Source organism: Mycolicibacterium wolinskyi (assembly GCF_002101965.1).
GTDB classification, from domain to species: Bacteria; Actinomycetota; Actinomycetes; order Mycobacteriales; family Mycobacteriaceae; genus Mycobacterium; species Mycobacterium wolinskyi.
The window spans coordinates 546,681-561,248 of the sequence record NZ_LQQA01000015.1 but is presented as its reverse complement, the minus strand read 5'-3'; the positions used below and the strand labels follow the sequence as shown (position 1 = coordinate 561,248).

At 67.5% G+C, this 14,568-nt stretch carries 16 protein-coding genes; 6 read left to right on the top strand and 10 right to left on the bottom strand.

The features are described from left to right. Window positions 1-14: 14 nt before the first annotated feature. Both AWC31_RS17105 and AWC31_RS17100 read left to right on the top strand, forming a co-directional pair. Window positions 15-1,208 carry an alcohol dehydrogenase catalytic domain-containing protein gene (locus AWC31_RS17105; RefSeq protein WP_085145286.1) on the top strand — a complete coding sequence of 398 codons (1,194 nt, stop codon included), beginning with the start codon at window positions 15-17 and terminating at the stop codon, window positions 1,206-1,208. A gap of 80 nt (window positions 1,209-1,288) precedes the next feature. Further along, on the top strand, window positions 1,289-1,693 hold the full coding sequence (locus tag AWC31_RS17100; protein WP_085145285.1) for a pyridoxamine 5'-phosphate oxidase family protein: 405 nt from the start codon (window positions 1,289-1,291) through the stop codon (window positions 1,691-1,693). A 341-nt stretch (window positions 1,694-2,034) separates the two neighbouring features. On the opposite strand, the gene AWC31_RS17095 is transcribed toward AWC31_RS17100, so the two are convergent. The 4 genes from AWC31_RS17095 to AWC31_RS17080 are packed head-to-tail and all read right to left on the bottom strand — an operon-like array spanning window position 2,035 to window position 6,951. Beyond that, a complete protein-coding gene (locus AWC31_RS17095; RefSeq protein WP_085145284.1) occupies window positions 2,035-2,745 on the bottom strand; it encodes an HNH endonuclease family protein in 711 nt (236 codons plus the stop codon). Next, a complete protein-coding gene (locus AWC31_RS17090) occupies window positions 2,742-3,080 on the bottom strand; it encodes a hypothetical protein (RefSeq protein WP_374213999.1) in 339 nt (112 codons plus the stop codon). The genes AWC31_RS17095 and AWC31_RS17090 overlap by 4 nt, the downstream gene beginning before the upstream one ends. Further along, entirely contained in the window at window positions 3,077-5,311 is a 2,235-nt protein-coding gene (gene recG / locus AWC31_RS17085) for an ATP-dependent DNA helicase RecG (RefSeq protein ID WP_085145283.1), read from the bottom strand. Before recG ends, AWC31_RS17090 begins: the two co-directional genes overlap by 4 nt. After that, the gene (locus tag AWC31_RS17080; protein ID WP_085145502.1) at window positions 5,311-6,951 is read right to left on the bottom strand and encodes a fatty acid kinase ATP-binding subunit FakA; all 1,641 of its coding nucleotides are present in this window, start codon (window positions 6,949-6,951) and stop codon (window positions 5,311-5,313) included. The genes recG and AWC31_RS17080 overlap by 1 nt, the downstream gene beginning before the upstream one ends. Window positions 6,952-7,198: 247 nt before the next feature. On the opposite strand from AWC31_RS17080, the gene rpmB reads away from it, so the two are divergent. Next, complete coding sequence (gene rpmB / locus AWC31_RS17075; RefSeq protein WP_067854126.1) at window positions 7,199-7,393, top strand: 50S ribosomal protein L28; 195 nt, start codon at window positions 7,199-7,201, stop codon at window positions 7,391-7,393. A 122-nt stretch (window positions 7,394-7,515) separates the two neighbouring features. On the opposite strand, the gene AWC31_RS37425 is transcribed toward rpmB, so the two are convergent. From AWC31_RS37425 to AWC31_RS17060, 3 genes are read right to left on the bottom strand one after another with little or no spacing between them, the layout of a single operon-like run. After that, window positions 7,516-7,773 carry a hypothetical protein gene (locus AWC31_RS37425; RefSeq protein ID WP_157894405.1) on the bottom strand — a complete coding sequence of 86 codons (258 nt, stop codon included), beginning with the start codon at window positions 7,771-7,773 and terminating at the stop codon, window positions 7,516-7,518. A gap of 52 nt (window positions 7,774-7,825) precedes the next feature. Next, a complete protein-coding gene (locus tag AWC31_RS17065) occupies window positions 7,826-8,536 on the bottom strand; it encodes a uracil-DNA glycosylase (protein WP_085145282.1) in 711 nt (236 codons plus the stop codon). Between the two features lie 24 nt (window positions 8,537-8,560). Next, window positions 8,561-9,532: a thiamine-phosphate kinase gene (locus AWC31_RS17060; RefSeq protein ID WP_085145281.1), complete on the bottom strand. Its 972-nt coding sequence runs from the start codon at window positions 9,530-9,532 to the stop codon at window positions 8,561-8,563. Window positions 9,533-9,637: 105 nt separating this feature from the next. Between AWC31_RS17060 and AWC31_RS17055 the strand changes: the two genes are divergently transcribed. Next, a complete protein-coding gene (locus AWC31_RS17055; RefSeq protein WP_085145280.1) occupies window positions 9,638-9,880 on the top strand; it encodes an Lrp/AsnC family transcriptional regulator in 243 nt (80 codons plus the stop codon). 10 nt (window positions 9,881-9,890) lie between these two features. Next, entirely contained in the window at window positions 9,891-10,460 is a 570-nt protein-coding gene (locus AWC31_RS17050; RefSeq protein WP_085145279.1) for a DUF3515 domain-containing protein, read from the top strand. Between the two features lie 15 nt (window positions 10,461-10,475). Here the strand turns inward: AWC31_RS17050 and AWC31_RS17045 are convergent, their stop codons facing one another. The 3 genes from AWC31_RS17045 to AWC31_RS17035 all read right to left on the bottom strand — a co-directional run bounded on the left by AWC31_RS17045 (window position 10,476) and on the right by AWC31_RS17035 (window position 13,816). Then, window positions 10,476-11,597 carry a D-alanine--D-alanine ligase family protein gene (locus AWC31_RS17045; protein WP_085145278.1) on the bottom strand — a complete coding sequence of 374 codons (1,122 nt, stop codon included), beginning with the start codon at window positions 11,595-11,597 and terminating at the stop codon, window positions 10,476-10,478. 89 nt (window positions 11,598-11,686) lie between these two features. Then, complete coding sequence (locus AWC31_RS17040) at window positions 11,687-12,805, bottom strand: cystathionine gamma-lyase (protein ID WP_085145277.1); 1,119 nt, start codon at window positions 12,803-12,805, stop codon at window positions 11,687-11,689. Window positions 12,806-12,835: 30 nt separating this feature from the next. Next, window positions 12,836-13,816 (bottom strand): NAD(P)H-dependent glycerol-3-phosphate dehydrogenase, encoded by a 981-nt coding sequence (locus AWC31_RS17035; RefSeq protein WP_085145501.1) that lies wholly within the window; start codon window positions 13,814-13,816, stop codon window positions 12,836-12,838. 82 nt (window positions 13,817-13,898) lie between these two features. On the opposite strand from AWC31_RS17035, the gene cofC reads away from it, so the two are divergent. Then, on the top strand, window positions 13,899-14,561 hold the full coding sequence (gene cofC, locus AWC31_RS17030) for a 2-phospho-L-lactate guanylyltransferase (RefSeq protein WP_085145276.1): 663 nt from the start codon (window positions 13,899-13,901) through the stop codon (window positions 14,559-14,561). The last annotated feature ends 7 nt before the right edge of the window (window positions 14,562-14,568 follow it).

The window sequence follows — 14,568 nt, the reverse complement described above, 5'->3', positions numbered from 1 at the left end:
GGAGGTTCACCACCATGGCTGAAGGTAACCGCGCAGTCGTCTTCCACAATCCGGGGGACATGCGGGTCGATTCGCTGGAGTATCCGAAACTGGTCATGCCCAACGGGAAGAAGGCTCCCCACGGCGCGATCCTGAAAATGGTCGCCACCAATATCTGCGGCAGCGACCTGCACATCTTCCGAGGCTCCTTCCCCGTGCCCGAGGGGATGGTGATGGGCCACGAGATGACCGGTGAGGTCGTCGAAGTGGGCCCCGACGTCGAGTTCCTCAAAGAAGGCGATCTGGTCTCCGTCCCGTTCAACGTGGCCTGCGGACGGTGTCGCAACTGTAAAGCGCGCCGGACCGATGTCTGCGAAACCACCAATGCCGACGTCGCGTGTGGCGCGTACGGCTTCAACCTCGGCGACTGGCAGGGCGGTCAGGCCGAGTACCTGTTCGTCCCGTACGCCGACTTCCAATTGCTACGGTTCCCCGACAAAGACCAGGCCATGGAGAAGATCCTCGATCTCGCCCTGCTCTCGGACATCCTGCCCACCGCGTTCCACGGTCTGATGGAGGCGGGCGCCAAACCCGGCTCGACGGTCTACATCGCCGGTGCCGGTCCGGTCGGCCGCTGCGGTGCGGCGGCTGCACGGCTGCTGGGTGCCTCCTGCATCATCGTCGGCGACTACTACCAGGACCGGCTCGACCTGGTGAAGAACAACGGGTGCGAGACGATCGACCTGAGCAAGGACATTCCGTTGCCCGACCAGATCGAGGCCATCCTGGGCGAGCCCGAAGTCGACTGCGCCGTCGACTACGTCGGTTCCGAAGCCCACGGCGTCGGTGCGGAGGCCAACGAGGCGCTGCCGGCGGCCGCGATCAATCAGGTGATGGAGGCCACCCGCGCCGGCGGCGCCACCGGCGTCATCGGCGTCTACGGACCCGACCCCCTGGCACCGACAAAGGCGGAGCAACAGGGCACCTTCCCGCTGGACTTCGGCAAGGCGTGGATCAAGTCGCCGCGCGTATCGGCGGGGCAGGCGCCGATCATGCACTACCACCGCGAACTGATGATGGCGATCCTGTGGGACCGCATGCCCTACCTGAGCCCCATGCTCAACAACAAGGTCATCAGCCTCGACGAGGCACCGGACGCGTATTCAACCTTCGACCAGGGCTCATCGAACAAGTTCATCATCGACCCGCACGGAATGATCTCGGCGTAGGCGAGTGGCGCCGGGTGTCACCGCTTCGGGGGACGGCGGTGGCACCCGGTAAGCACTCCGCCTACCGGTAGGAGGCACACGTGATCGATTCGTCATCGGCCGCCCGCCTGGAGAACGCGGACTTCGGCTGGATCACCACCGTCCGTCACGATGGGCAACCACAAAGCTCCTACGTGTGGTTCCATTTCAACGGCGACGACCTGTTCGTGATCAGCGAGCCCACCTCGGGCAAGATTCGCAATATTACTGGAAACAAACGGGTTTCGTTCCATCTCGACGGTGACGGAACACTCGGTGATGGTGTCGTGACCATCGACGGTTTAGCCGCGCTGTCGGCCGGCGCGGACGACCCGCAGCGGCTGGCGCAGTATCTAGCCAAGTACGAACGCCGAATCCGGGAGAATCTAGAATCCACACCGGAGAAGTACGTTGACAGCTTCTCGACGGCAATCAACATCCGGCTGGTAACGCTGCGGGCCTGGTAAGTCACACTCACCCGCTCGAAGGAAATTCTCAATCATCATCCGAAGTGAACAACCACCAACCTGACCTGAATTTCTGCAGCGAAGATTAGTAAGCCCCCCTCGCGACACGCCCGAATCTCGTCAAAGCAACGCGGCGTGTCTTGTCGATCTTCGTTGCATCTCGGCAGCGGGGTATCGGCACTCAAGGTTGCAACGGGCCGAGGTATTCAGTCTGGCTGCCGACGTCTACGACCGATACCCGACCGCGATACCGCGGCCACCGCCAGTGGCACGGGCTTCAAAATGCCAGGAGCGCCGTCGACGCAGGACCACGTGGCGGCCGGTCAAGCCCAACCCCTTCCTCACCGGCCACTCGGACATGTTGCTGCGGCGTCACGCAACACTGGCACCGACGGTTCATCAACCGCCAACCCGTAGCCCCGCATCACCGCGATGAACTGCATCGCGTATTGGCAATGAAACGCGGCATTGGGCGGCATCCACGACGCCGGCTCTTTATCGCCCTTGTCCTGATTCGCCTGCCCCTGCACCGCAAGGAGATTCGCCGGATCGTTGGCGAACCGGACACGCAACGATTCCGGCCATGCCCACGCACCCTGATCCCATGAATAGGCCAGCGGCACGATGTGCTCGATCTGTATGGCTGCACCAGTCTTGTTGCCGCGCTGAAAGTTTACCGTCGTACTCGTATAGGGATCGTGCAGAACACCCGTGGCTACCGCACGCGGGCAGCGACTGATCGCCACATACGTCTTGTCGATCAAATCGCGGTCGAGGATGTCGTTCCTCGTATCGCACAGGTTATGTCCGCCAGGCGCATCGGTGTCATCAGTCCACGCCTCTCCGAACGCCGCGCGGCGATAGTCCCCATGACGGACGCGGACCGGCACCACCGGAACTCCAGCCAGAACATCGACGCCAGCGGTCACCGTCGGTAGATCCGCCCCGGCAATCAACGTCGATGGCCCTGTCGACGAGATCACCGTTTGGACGGCCACCACAACCGCCAGAACGGCAGCTGCACCCGACCACGCCAGCCTCGTCCGGCTCATCGGAGGGTTCCCTGCTTGAAACCGACTTCTTGTAACGTCTCACGCAACATGCCAAACCCCCCAAGGAAACGGGTGTCGCAGCCGTTTCGGCCACCGGGCGCGCTGTTCTCGTCGTCCCAGGCCTCGCCGAATGCAGCGCGCCGATAGTCGTTGCCGCGCACGCGAATCGGGATCTCCGCCAGCCCGGCCAGCGGATCGATGCCCGCGGCCACGGTAGGGGTCTGCGCCTGCGCGACGAACCGCGCGCTGCGCTGGTCGGACACCATCACCTGAATGGCCACCACAACCGCGAGTGCGACGGCTGCGGCCAGCCACCCCACCCGGCGCAGGGTCATGCCTTTTCCAGATACTCGACGCGCTCGGTTTCGACGAATTGCGCTGCTAGCAAGGCCATTCCAGGATCCTGCGGATTCTGTTCGTACATCGCCTCACAGAACGTGCGCGCGTCGGTGATCACTTCCAGATGTTCACGCAATGACAGGAAGCGCAGATTGATGGTCCGGCCCGACTGGTTGAGCCCGAGCACATCCCCTTCGCGGCGCTCGTCGAGATCCAGGTCGGCAAGGGCGAAACCGTCCAGCGTGCCTGCGACCGCTTTGATCCGCTCCCCCGCCTTGGAGCCCTCGGGCAGCCGCGTCGCCAACAGGCACAGGCTCGGGTGTTGGCCGCGACCGATCCGGCCCCGCAACTGGTGGAGCTGGCTGATGCCGAACCGGTCGGCGTCCATCACCACCATCACGGTGGAATTCGGCACATCGACACCGACCTCGATGACCGTCGTGCATACCAATACGTCGATCTCACCGGCCCGGAATGCCGACATGACGGCGTCCTTCTCGTCACCGGACAGCCGGCCGTGCATCAGGCCGAGCCGCAGACCGGACAACGGCCCGGACTTGAGGCGGTCGAACAGCTCGACGACGGTGATCGGCGGCGGCCCGCCCTGGCCGCCTTTGTCATTGCCGTTCTTGTCGTTCTCGTCGATACGGGAAGCCACCACGTACGCCTGGCGGCCCGCGGCCACCTCCTCGCGTATCCGGGCCCACGCCCGGTCGAGCCAAGCCGGCTTCTGCGTGATGAAGATCGTGTTGGTGGTGATCGGTTGACGCCCCCGCGGAAGCTCGCGCAGCGTGGAGGTCTCGAGATCGCCGTAGACCGTGAGCGCGACCGTTCGCGGGATCGGCGTCGCCGTCATCACCAGCAGATGCGGGGTCAGACCGTCACGAGCCTTGGCGCGCAAGGCGTCACGTTGCTCTACGCCGAACCGATGTTGCTCGTCGACCACGACCATGCCGAGGTTGTGGAACTCAACCGCCTCTTGCAGCAGCGCGTGTGTGCCGATCACGATGCCTGCCTCACCCGAGGCCACCTCGCTTCGCACCTGGCGCTTCTGCTGGGGCGACATCGAGCCCGTCAGCAACGCGATCCGGGTGGCGTCGTCGTCTCCGCCGAGTTGTCCGGCCATGGCCAGCGGCCCGAGGACGTCACGCACCGACCGGGCATGTTGAGCGGCAAGCACTTCCGTCGGCGCCAACAACGCGCACTGGTATCCCGCGTCGACCATCTGCAACATCGCGAGCACCGAGACGATCGTCTTGCCCGATCCGACCTCGCCCTGAAGCATGCGGTTCATCGGACGCGTCGATGCGAGCTCATCGGAGATCACGTCGAGCACCTCGCGCTGGCCCACCGTCAACTCGAACGGAAGCCGGCTCTGCATCGCGGCGGCCAACCCGTCATCGGTTCGAGGCGCCGCCGGACCCGACTCGCTGAGCTCGCCGTAGCGTCGTGCCACCAAACCCCATTGCAGGCCGACGGCTTCGTCGTAGGTCAGCCGCTCGGCGGCCCGGTCCCGCTGCGCCGCGGTCTCGGCCAGGTGCACGGCCCGCAACGCCTCGTCCTCCGACATCAGATTCCGCTGGCGGACAAACGATTCCGGCAGCGGATCCACGATGGGGTCGAGCACGTCGAGCACCTGGCGCACGCATCGGTAGATGTCCCAGCTCTGCACTTTCGCCGACGCGGGGTAGATCGGGAAGAACTCTTTCTCGAACTCGGCCAACATGTCTTCACCGCTGGCGCCGGACGCGGTCGCGATGGACTTGAGCGACTTGGTCCCGATCTGCTTGCCTGCGGGCGGATTGAGAACCAGGAACGCCGGATGGTTCAGCTGCAGGGTGTTGCGGAAATACTTGACCTCGCCCGAGAGCATCAGCCGGGTGTCGACCTCAAGCTTGTCGATCAACCAGTCGGCGTTGAAAAAGGTTGCCGTCACCTCGGGCCGGTGCTTGCCGAGGGTCACCCGCAGATACCTGCGTGGGCGTTTGCCGGGCTGGCTGCGCATGGGCTTCGCCTCGGCCTTGGTGATCACATCGATGAACGTGACGTGTTCGCCCTCTTCGAGGTCGAGCGCCTCGCCCTCGCCGCGTACCGTCATGCCGTCGCTGTACTTGCGGGGGTAGTGGCGCAGGAGATCGTTGACGGTGCGGATGCCGAAGTGCTCTTCGAGCGGACCGGCGGCCTTCGTGCCGATCACCATGTCGAGCCGGTCGCCGAGGTTTACCACTACTCCACCCCGATCAGTAGCGCATCACCGCGATGGCCGGTGTGGTACGTCACCAACTCCGCCCCGAGGTGTTCCTTGTGGACGTGCGCCTGCAGTGCCTCACCCACCGCGGGGTCGACGCCGTCGCCGGTCAACACGGTGATCAGCTCGCCACCCGCCACCAGGAACAGATCGATCAGCCCGGCCGCCGCGGCGGTGATGTCGGGCCCGACGATCAGCACCTCATCTCCGGCGATGCCGAGGCCGTCGCCAGGTTTGCAGGCACCGGCCCAGGTCAGCGCCTCCTCGGTGGCCATCCGCACGGCACCGTGCCGCGCACCCGCCGCGGCGCGCGCCATGGTGTAGCCGTCGTCGACCGCCTGCCTGCCTGCGTCGTGCACGGCGAGCGCAGCCAGTCCCTGCACCATCGAACCCGCCGGGACCGGAACCACGTCGATACCCCAACCGATCGCCGCGGTACACCCGGCCACGAGTTCTTCGGCGGCCACATAACCGTTGGGCAACACCATGACCTGCGCGGCGCCCACGTCGACGAGCGCGCGCAACAGTTGTTTGGCACTGACCGGCTCGCCGGCATCCGGACGCAGTACATGCGCACCCTCGCCGCCGAACAGCTCGGCGCCGCCATCACCGTCGACGATGGCCAGTACCGCGCGCTCGCGTTCCCACCCGCCGACGGGGCGGGCTCCGCCTGCTCCGATGAGCGCGGTGATCTGGATACGCGTCAGGGTGCCGATCGTCAGCCCCGCCTCGACTGCCGCGCCCGCATCGTCGACATGGACGTGGACGGAGTATTGGTCACTGCCCGAGGCCGCGATCGCAACCGACTCGCCCAATTCCTCAAGACCGGCTCGCAACTGTTCGACCGCGTCGGCTCCGCAACCGCTCAGTAGATACATGACCTCGAACTGTGGCGGAGCGGTGGTCGGTGTCTGTGTGAGCGCGGTCGGCGCATCCTGTGGTGGCTCGGGCGTATAGGTGGCCCTGCGGGGGGCCTGGCCGACGATCGTCGCGGTCATCGCGTCGAGCAGCACGAGCAGGCCCCGACCGCCGGAGTCGACGACGCCGGCTTCGGCGAGCACGTCGAGCTGCTGTGGGGTGTGGTCGAGCGCGGCGGCCGCGGCCTCGGCCGCCGCCGCGACAACCTCACCTAGCTCGGCGCCATCGGCGGCACGGTCTTCGGCGGCGCCTGCCGCGGCCTGCAGCACCGAGACGATGGTGCCCGGCACCGGTTCGCCCATCGACGTGTTGACCAACCCGACGGCGTGCCGCAACGCCGCCCCGAACAATGCGCCGTCGACATCGGTGAGGTCGCCGTCGCGCTGGGCCGCAGCCGACGTGATGACTTCGGCCACCCCGAGCAGGATTTGCGACAAGATCACCCCGGAGTTGCCGCGGGCGCCCTGCAGCGCGCCCGCGGCCAGCGCGCTCGCCACCTGGGCGACGTCGCCGCCGGCCGGCGCGCCATCGATCTGCGCCCACGCCGACCGCATGGTGAACAGCATGTTCGTGCCGGTGTCGGCGTCGGCGACCGGGAAGACGTTGAGCCGGTTGATCTCGTCGGTATGGGTGATCAGGTCGCCGACGGCGGTATGTGCCCAATCCCGCAAGGCGGTGGCATCGAGCCGCCGAGCAGACATCGGACCTCCCAGTTTCAGCCGAATCCCCGGTGCGGTGTGGGTGCCGGTCACACCACCCATGGTGGGCGCCAGCCTAGCCAGTGACGGCGACAAACCCGATGAGACCACCGTCGCCTGTGGATAACCTGAGGCGGTGCTCACGGCCGATTTTGGCGATAGCCAGCCTGGCCGGTATTCTGATCAGGTTGTCGGGTCACCCCGCCTGTGGTCGTTGGCCCCCAAGTACTGATTTCGAGGAGTTGTTGATATGGCTGCCGTGTGCGATATCTGCGGGAAGGCGCCGGGCTTCGGCAAGTCGGTGTCGCATTCGCATCGGCGGACCAGCCGGCGCTGGGATCCGAACATCCAGTCGGTGCGCGCCGTGACGCGCCCGGGTGGCAACAAGCAGCGCGTGAATGTCTGCACTTCTTGCATCAAGGCCGGCAAGGTCGCGCGCGGCTGAGCGCTTGCGCGAAGACGAAGACCAGCACGGCTGAGCGCTTGCGCGCGGTCGCCTTGGTTTAACCGAGAGGTCGGCGGGGTAGCTCCTGTCGTCATGACCTCTCGCGTATCACACTCAGCGCTTTACGCTGTCGCCTCCGGATTTGCCGTAGGTGCGTTGCTGACCGCATGCGGTGGCGGCGACTCCGGTGACGAAACCACGACGGAGACCACGACCACCGAGACGACGGTCATCGAGACGACGGAGTCTCCGATCGAAGAGACCACGTTGTCTCCGGCGCCGACGTCTCCCGCGTCGCCTCCGACGGTGACCACCGAGGGTGACGGGGACGCGACGATCGAGATCCCGTCCCCGCCGGCGATCCCATCGCCGCCGGCCATTCCCTCACCCCCGCCGATTCCGTCGCCGCCGCCCATCCCGATGCCGGGGTAGTCAGGGCAGTCGCCAGTCGATCGGCTCCGCGCCACGCTGTTGCAGAAGTTCGTTGGCACGGCTGAACGGCCGCGATCCGAAGAATCCGCGCGAGGCCGACAGCGGTGACGGGTGCGGGGATTCGATCGTGGCGCAGTCACCTTCGGCGAGCATCGGCTTGAGCGTCGACGCGTCGCGTCCCCACAGCACGGCCACCATGGGCTTGCGGCGCGCCACCAATGCGCGGATCGCGCACTCGGTGACCGGTTCCCAGCCTTTCCCGCGATGTGACGCCGGAGTGCCGGGGCGCACCGTCAGGACCCTGTTGAGCAGCAGGACGCCGCGTTCTGCCCACGGCGTGAGGTCACCGGTGCTGGGCGGCGGGTACCCCAAGTCATCGGCGTACTCGGTGAAGATGTTGGACAGGCTGCGCGGCAGCGGTCGAACGTCGGATGCGACCGAGAAACTCAGCCCGACGGCATGTCCCGGCGTGGGATAGGGATCTTGTCCGACGATGAGGACGCGCACCTGATCGAAGGGAAAGGTGAAGGCCCGCAGGATGTTCTGGCCGGCCGGAAGATAACGCCTGCCCGCGGTCAGCTCCTCGCGCAGGAACTCCCCCATCTGTGCCACCTGGGCCGCGACGGGTTCAAGCGCGCGGGCCCAGCCGTCTTCGACGAGTTCGTTGAGGGGCCGGGCACCGGTTGAATTGCTAGTCGCGTCCGCAGTCACGAAAAGCCAACTTAGCGGGAGCCGTTAACCGAACGACTGCCATCCCGGGCTTCCCGGCCACGGCGCGCCGTCGACGAGAACCCGGGCCGGCCCGTCGATCACTCGGCCGATCACCCGCCAACCGTCGGGCGGAGCCCCGCAAAACGTCGCTACCAGCGCGTGATCCTCACCGCCGCCCAGGACCCACTGCAACGGGTCGGTATTGACGGCCGCGGCAGCCGCGGCAACCGCGGCCCGATCGCCGGCAACGCCATCGGTCAACACGTCGATGCCGACGGCGGACGCCGTGGCGATGTGACCCAGATCGGCGAGCAGCCCGTCGGAGACATCGGTCATCGCCGTCGCACCGGCCGCGGCTGCCACCGCGCCCTGACCGTACGGAGGCGCCGGCGCGAGGTGTCGGTCCCGCAACTCGGGGTAGCCATCGATTTCGTTGTCCCACAACGCGTAACCGGCAGCCGACCGGCCGAGATCGCCGATCACCGCGACGACATCGCCGCCGCGCGCCCCGCTACGCCGGACCGGTGCACGGCCGCCGAGATCACCGAGCACGGTTACCGAGACCACCCAAAGCGGTGCGCGCACGAGGTCACCACCGGCGATGCCCGCCCCCAGTTTCCGGGCCTCATGCCACATTCCGTCGGCGAGTTCGACCGCGTCCGCCGTCGCCGTGTCGGCCGGCGCACCGAACGACACGAAGAACGCCGTGGCCCGGCCGCCCATGGCCTCGATGTCGGCGGCGTTCTGCGCTATCGCCTTGCGTCCGACGTCGTGGGGCCGCGACCAGTCCAGCCGGAAATGCCGGTCCTGCACCAGCATGTCGGTGGAAACGGCCGTCCGGCCGTCACGGATCGCCACCACGGCGGCGTCGTCACCTGGTCCCAGCGTGACGGATTCCGGCTGTGCTCGCCCGGCCAGCAACCGGTCGATGACCGCGAACTCGCCGACCGCCGCGAGACTGTCGTGGATGTCGGTGGCTGGGTCTCGGTCGGCCATATGCCCTTCTGCCCTTCGTGGCTGCGCCATGAACACTGGCCACACCTGCGGTACGTTTGGTGCCTGCGGCGAGGAGTCTATGCAGCGAGACGGAGGAGACGGCGGGTGGTGCAGGCTTACGTGCTGATCCAGACCGAGGTGGGCCGCGCCGAGGTCGTCGCCAAACAGCTCGCCGCATTGCCGGGCGTGATCTCGGCGGAGTACGTCACAGGGCCGTACGACGTGGTGCTCCGCATCAGCGCCGACACGCTGACCGCCCTGCAGAGCGATGTCATGCCGAGCGTGCAGCAGGTCACCGGCATCACCCGGACCCTGACCTGCCCGATCGCCAACGGAGCGCAGCCATAGAGTTGGTGGTGTGACCGATCCGCAGACCACCGATGGACCACCCCGCGCTCTCTTGATTGCGGCGGTCGTCGTTGCGGTGTCGGCATTGATCACCGTGCTGGGGATTGCGGCGTCCCGCCAGCAGTCGCCCGACCAGCAACCTGTCGTCATTTCCTCGGTGCCCGCCCCACAGGCCGACACCGCCGAATGCCATGCGCTGCTGGGAGCACTGCCCGAGCAGCTCGGCGATTTCCGTCGTGCCCCCACCGTCGATCCGACTCCGCCGGGCGCGGCCGCGTGGCGCGCGGGAGCCGACACCGAGCCCGTCATCCTGCGGTGCGGTCTTGAGCGGCCCGGCGACTTCGTGGTGGGCGCGCCGCTGCAACTGGTCGATGCCGTGCAGTGGTTCCAGGTCCGCGATCCCGGCGCCGGTGCCGAAGCGTCCGAGGACACCAGGAGCACGTGGTACGCGGTGGACCGGCCGGTGTACGTCGCGCTCACCCTGCCCGCCGGCTCGGGCCCGACCCCGATTCAGCTGATCTCCGGACAGATCACCCGCACCATGGCGGCCCGGCCGATCGATCCGGCCCCGGCGCGCTGACCTCAGCGCAGGATCTCAGCGCAGGCCGGTACCGCGGGCCAGCGCGGTCTCGACCATCGCAGCCAGCAGCGTCGGGTAATCCACGCCGCTGGCCGCCCACATCCTCGGGAACATCGAGATGGTGGTGAAGCCGGGCATGGTGTTGATCTCGTTGATGACCGGACCGTCGTCGGTCAGGAAGAAGTCGACGCGGGCCAGGCCCTGGCAGTCGATCGCGGTGAACGCGCGCACCGCGAGCCGGCGAACCTCATCGGCGACGTCGTCGTCGACCTTGGCAGGCACGTCGAGCTCGGCGGCGTCGACCAGATATTTGGTGGCGAAGTCATAGAAGCCGTCTTCACGACCCCGCACCCCGGCCACCCGGATCTCGCCGACCGTGCTGGCTTCGACCCGGCCGTCCGGAAATTCGAGGACGCCGCATTCCAGTTCGCGTCCCGGAACCGCCGCCTCCACGATGACCTTCGGGTCGTGACGGCGGGCGAGCTCGATCGCCGCGGGAAGCTCGTCCCAGGCGGATACGCGGCTGACGCCGATCGACGAGCCGCCGCGGGCCGGTTTGACGAACACCGGCAGGCCGAGCCGCTCCCGATCGTCCAGGCCGAGCGTGGCGTCCTTCGGACGTAGGACCACCTGATCGCCGATCGGCAATCCTTCCGCGGCCAGCAGTTTCTTGGTGAACTCCTTGTCCATGCCCGCGGCGCTGGACAGCACACCCGAACCGACGTAGGGCACCCCGGCCAACTCGAGCAGGCCCTGGATGGTGCCGTCCTCGCCGTAGGGGCCGTGCAACACGGGAAACACCACGTCGACGGCCGCGAGCACCTCGCTGGGGCCGCTGGTCAGGGACAACAACTGCCCCCTGCGGTTGGGCGCGGCGGGCAACGCGAGCTCGGTGCCGGAGTCCTCGGTCACCGCGGGCAGTTGACCGTCGGTGATCGCCAGCGTCTCGGGCCGACCGTCGGTGAGCATCCATGACCCGTCCGGGGTGATACCGACGGCGACCACCTCGAAGCGCTGCGGATCGAGGTTGCGCAGGATGCTGCCTGCAGACACGCACGAGATCGCGTGCTCGGAGCTACGCCCGCCGTACACGACGGCGACGCGGATGCGTCCTGGAGGCTGGTTGCGGGCAGTCACAACCTAGAGAGGCTACCGTCCCGGGCCGACCGCGCACGTGGGCACATCCGGCCCGCAGCCTTCGTCGCAGGCCCGCGAGACAGCTCGAATCAGCTGTCGGCGACGGCCGACAACGCCGCTTCGACGTCGCCGAGCAAATCGTCGGTGTCCTCGATGCCCGCCGAGATGCGCGCGAACCCGGGCGGGACCGGGTCACCCCACCGGGCCCGCCGATCGACCGAGGTGTGGATGCCGCCGAAGCTGGTCGACGCGATCAGCAGTTCGCTGTGTTCGACGAGCGCGTGCACGGCGGCGGCGTCGGCGAGCTCGACGGCGACGAGTCCGCCGAACCGCTTCATCTGGGCCGCCGCCAACTCGTGCGCCGGATCGTCGGGCAGTCCGGGATACCGCACCGAGACCACCGCGGGGTGACTGCGCAACATCACCGCGAGGGCCCGCGCATTCTGGCACTGCCGCTCGAACCGCAGCCCGGCGCTGCCCAAACTCCGCAACACCAGCCAAGCCTCGAACGCGCCGAGTATCGGCCCGGCCAGCAGTCGGTCACGTTCGACCGCGGCCATCAGATCCGGTTGACTGCCCGCGACGTAACCGGCGACCAGATCACTGTGTCCGGACAGGGATTTGGTGGCGCTCGCGACCACCAGGTCGGCCCCCAGCGACAGCGGCTGCTGCCCGAGCGGAGTCGCGGTGGTGTTGTCGACCACCAGAGTCGCACCGCGCCGACGGCAGGTCATCGCCAGCCGGTGCAGGTCGACGACGTCGAGACCGGGATTGGCAGGCGTTTCCGCCAGCACCACATCCGCGGCCGACGCGGCCTCACACATCTCGGCAGTGTGCGCCTCGATCACCGTAACACCTTGTGCCGCAAGATATTCCGCGGCATATCGGCGAACCTGATAGTAGCCGTCGGCCGGGACCAACAGGGTCGAACCCGATCTGGTCAGGACCCGCAGCACCGAGGTGATCGCCGCCATCCCCGAGCCGAACGTGAGCGCTGCCGCGGCGCCCTCGAGCTCGGCGAGCGCGGTTTCGAGCTGGCGCCATGACGGGTTCGAGGTCCGGCCGTAACTGTCGAGCTGCTCGGTTTCGTCGGGCGAGAGGTGGAAGGTGGACGCGGGTACCGGCATCGGCGCGACGGGATTCCCTGGGACTGCCTCTATCCCAACGGCTTTGACGCTACGAGTGGAGTCGCCGTACGTGCCATCCATACCGTGTTGTCCTCGCGTCCGGGGGTGAACCTACTCCGGTTTGGTGCTGCGGCCCAGCAGTAGCGCGACCGCCTCGTGAACCGATAAACCCTTGTGGCAGACCCGGTGTACGGCATCGGTCAACGGCATCTCGACCCCGTAGCTGGAGGCCAGCGCGAGCACCGACTCGCATGAGGCCACCCCTTCGGCCACGTGCCCGCCGGCGGCGGCGAGCGCCGACTCCATGGTTCCGCCCTTGCCGAGCCGCTCGCCGAAGGTGCGGTTGCGCGAATGAGGCGACGTACAGGTCGCGACGAGGTCACCGACCCCGGCCAGCCCGGCGAGCGTGGCGGGCGTTGCGCCCAAAGCGATGCCCAGCCGCATGATCTCGGCCAGACCGCGCGTGATGATGGCCGCGACGGTGTTCTCCCCCAGGCCGACACCGACGGCCATCCCGCAGGCCAGCGCGATGACGTTCTTGCACGCACCGCCGATCTCGGCACCCACCACATCGGCATTGGTGTACGGACGGAAGTACCCGGTGGCCAGCGCGCGTTGCAACGTGACCGCCCGCCCGGAGTCGCTGCAGGCGACGACGGTCGCGGCGGGCTGCTCGTCGGCGATCTCACTGGCCAGGTTCGGCCCGGTCACCACACCGACGCGAGCCGGATCCACCCCGGTGACCTGGACGATGACCTGACTCATGCGCATCAGCGTGCCGAGCTCAATTCCCTTGGCCAGGCTCACAAGGGTGACGTCGTCGCCGATCAAGTGCTTCCAGCCCTCGAGGTTGGCGCGCAGCTGTTGCGCCGGAACCGCGAGCAGCACCGTGCATGCACCGGCCAGCGCCTCCGCGGGGTCACTCGTCGCCCGGATCGCCGACGGCAACTTCACGTCACCGAGATATTCGGCGTTGCGATGCTCACTGTTGATCTCGTCGGCGACTTCGGGCCGCCGGGACCACATCGTCACCGGATTGCCAGCATCCGCCAAGACCTTGGCCAGCGCCGTTCCCCACGCGCCGGCCCCCATGACCGCAGCCTCCACCACGCGTTCACCCTAACCCTCACACCGCCGCGGGCGACGGCACCGGCGCGGCTGGCAGGATGGCACCATGAGCGGCACGAGAACAGCCAGCGCCGCAGCAGCTACATCGGGCGCTGACGTGGCGTTGATCATCGCGGTCAAACGGCTCGCCGCGGCCAAGACTCGGCTGGCACCCATATTTTCGGCACCAACCCGCGAGGCCGTCGTGTTGGCCATGCTCGTCGACACCATCACCGCGGCTTCCAGCGTCGCACCGGTCACAGTGGTGACGCCCGACGACGTCGCCGCGGATGCCGCCCGTCAGCTGGGCGCCGGCGTACTGGCCGACCCGACTCCGCAGGGTCACCACGACCCGCTGAACAACGCGATCACGGCGGCCGAATCCGAGCTGCGGGCCGGCACACCGAACATCGTTGTCCTGCAAGGCGATCTTCCGGCTCTGCAGCCGCAGGAACTCGCCGAGGCACTCGCCTCGGCGCGTGGCTATCAGCGCAGTTTCGTCGGCGACCGGCACGGCACCGGCACCTCGGCGTTGTTCGCGTTCGGAGTTCCGCTCCAACCGCTGTTCGGCGCCGATTCGGCCGCGCACCACCGGCACTCCGGAGCAATCGAATTGACCGGTGCGTGGCCGGGGCTGCGATGCGACATCGACACACCCGACGACCTCCAGACGGCACGGCGCCTCGGGGTCGGGGCCGCCACTTCCCAGGCGGTCGCCCGGCATCGCTAGCGGGTAG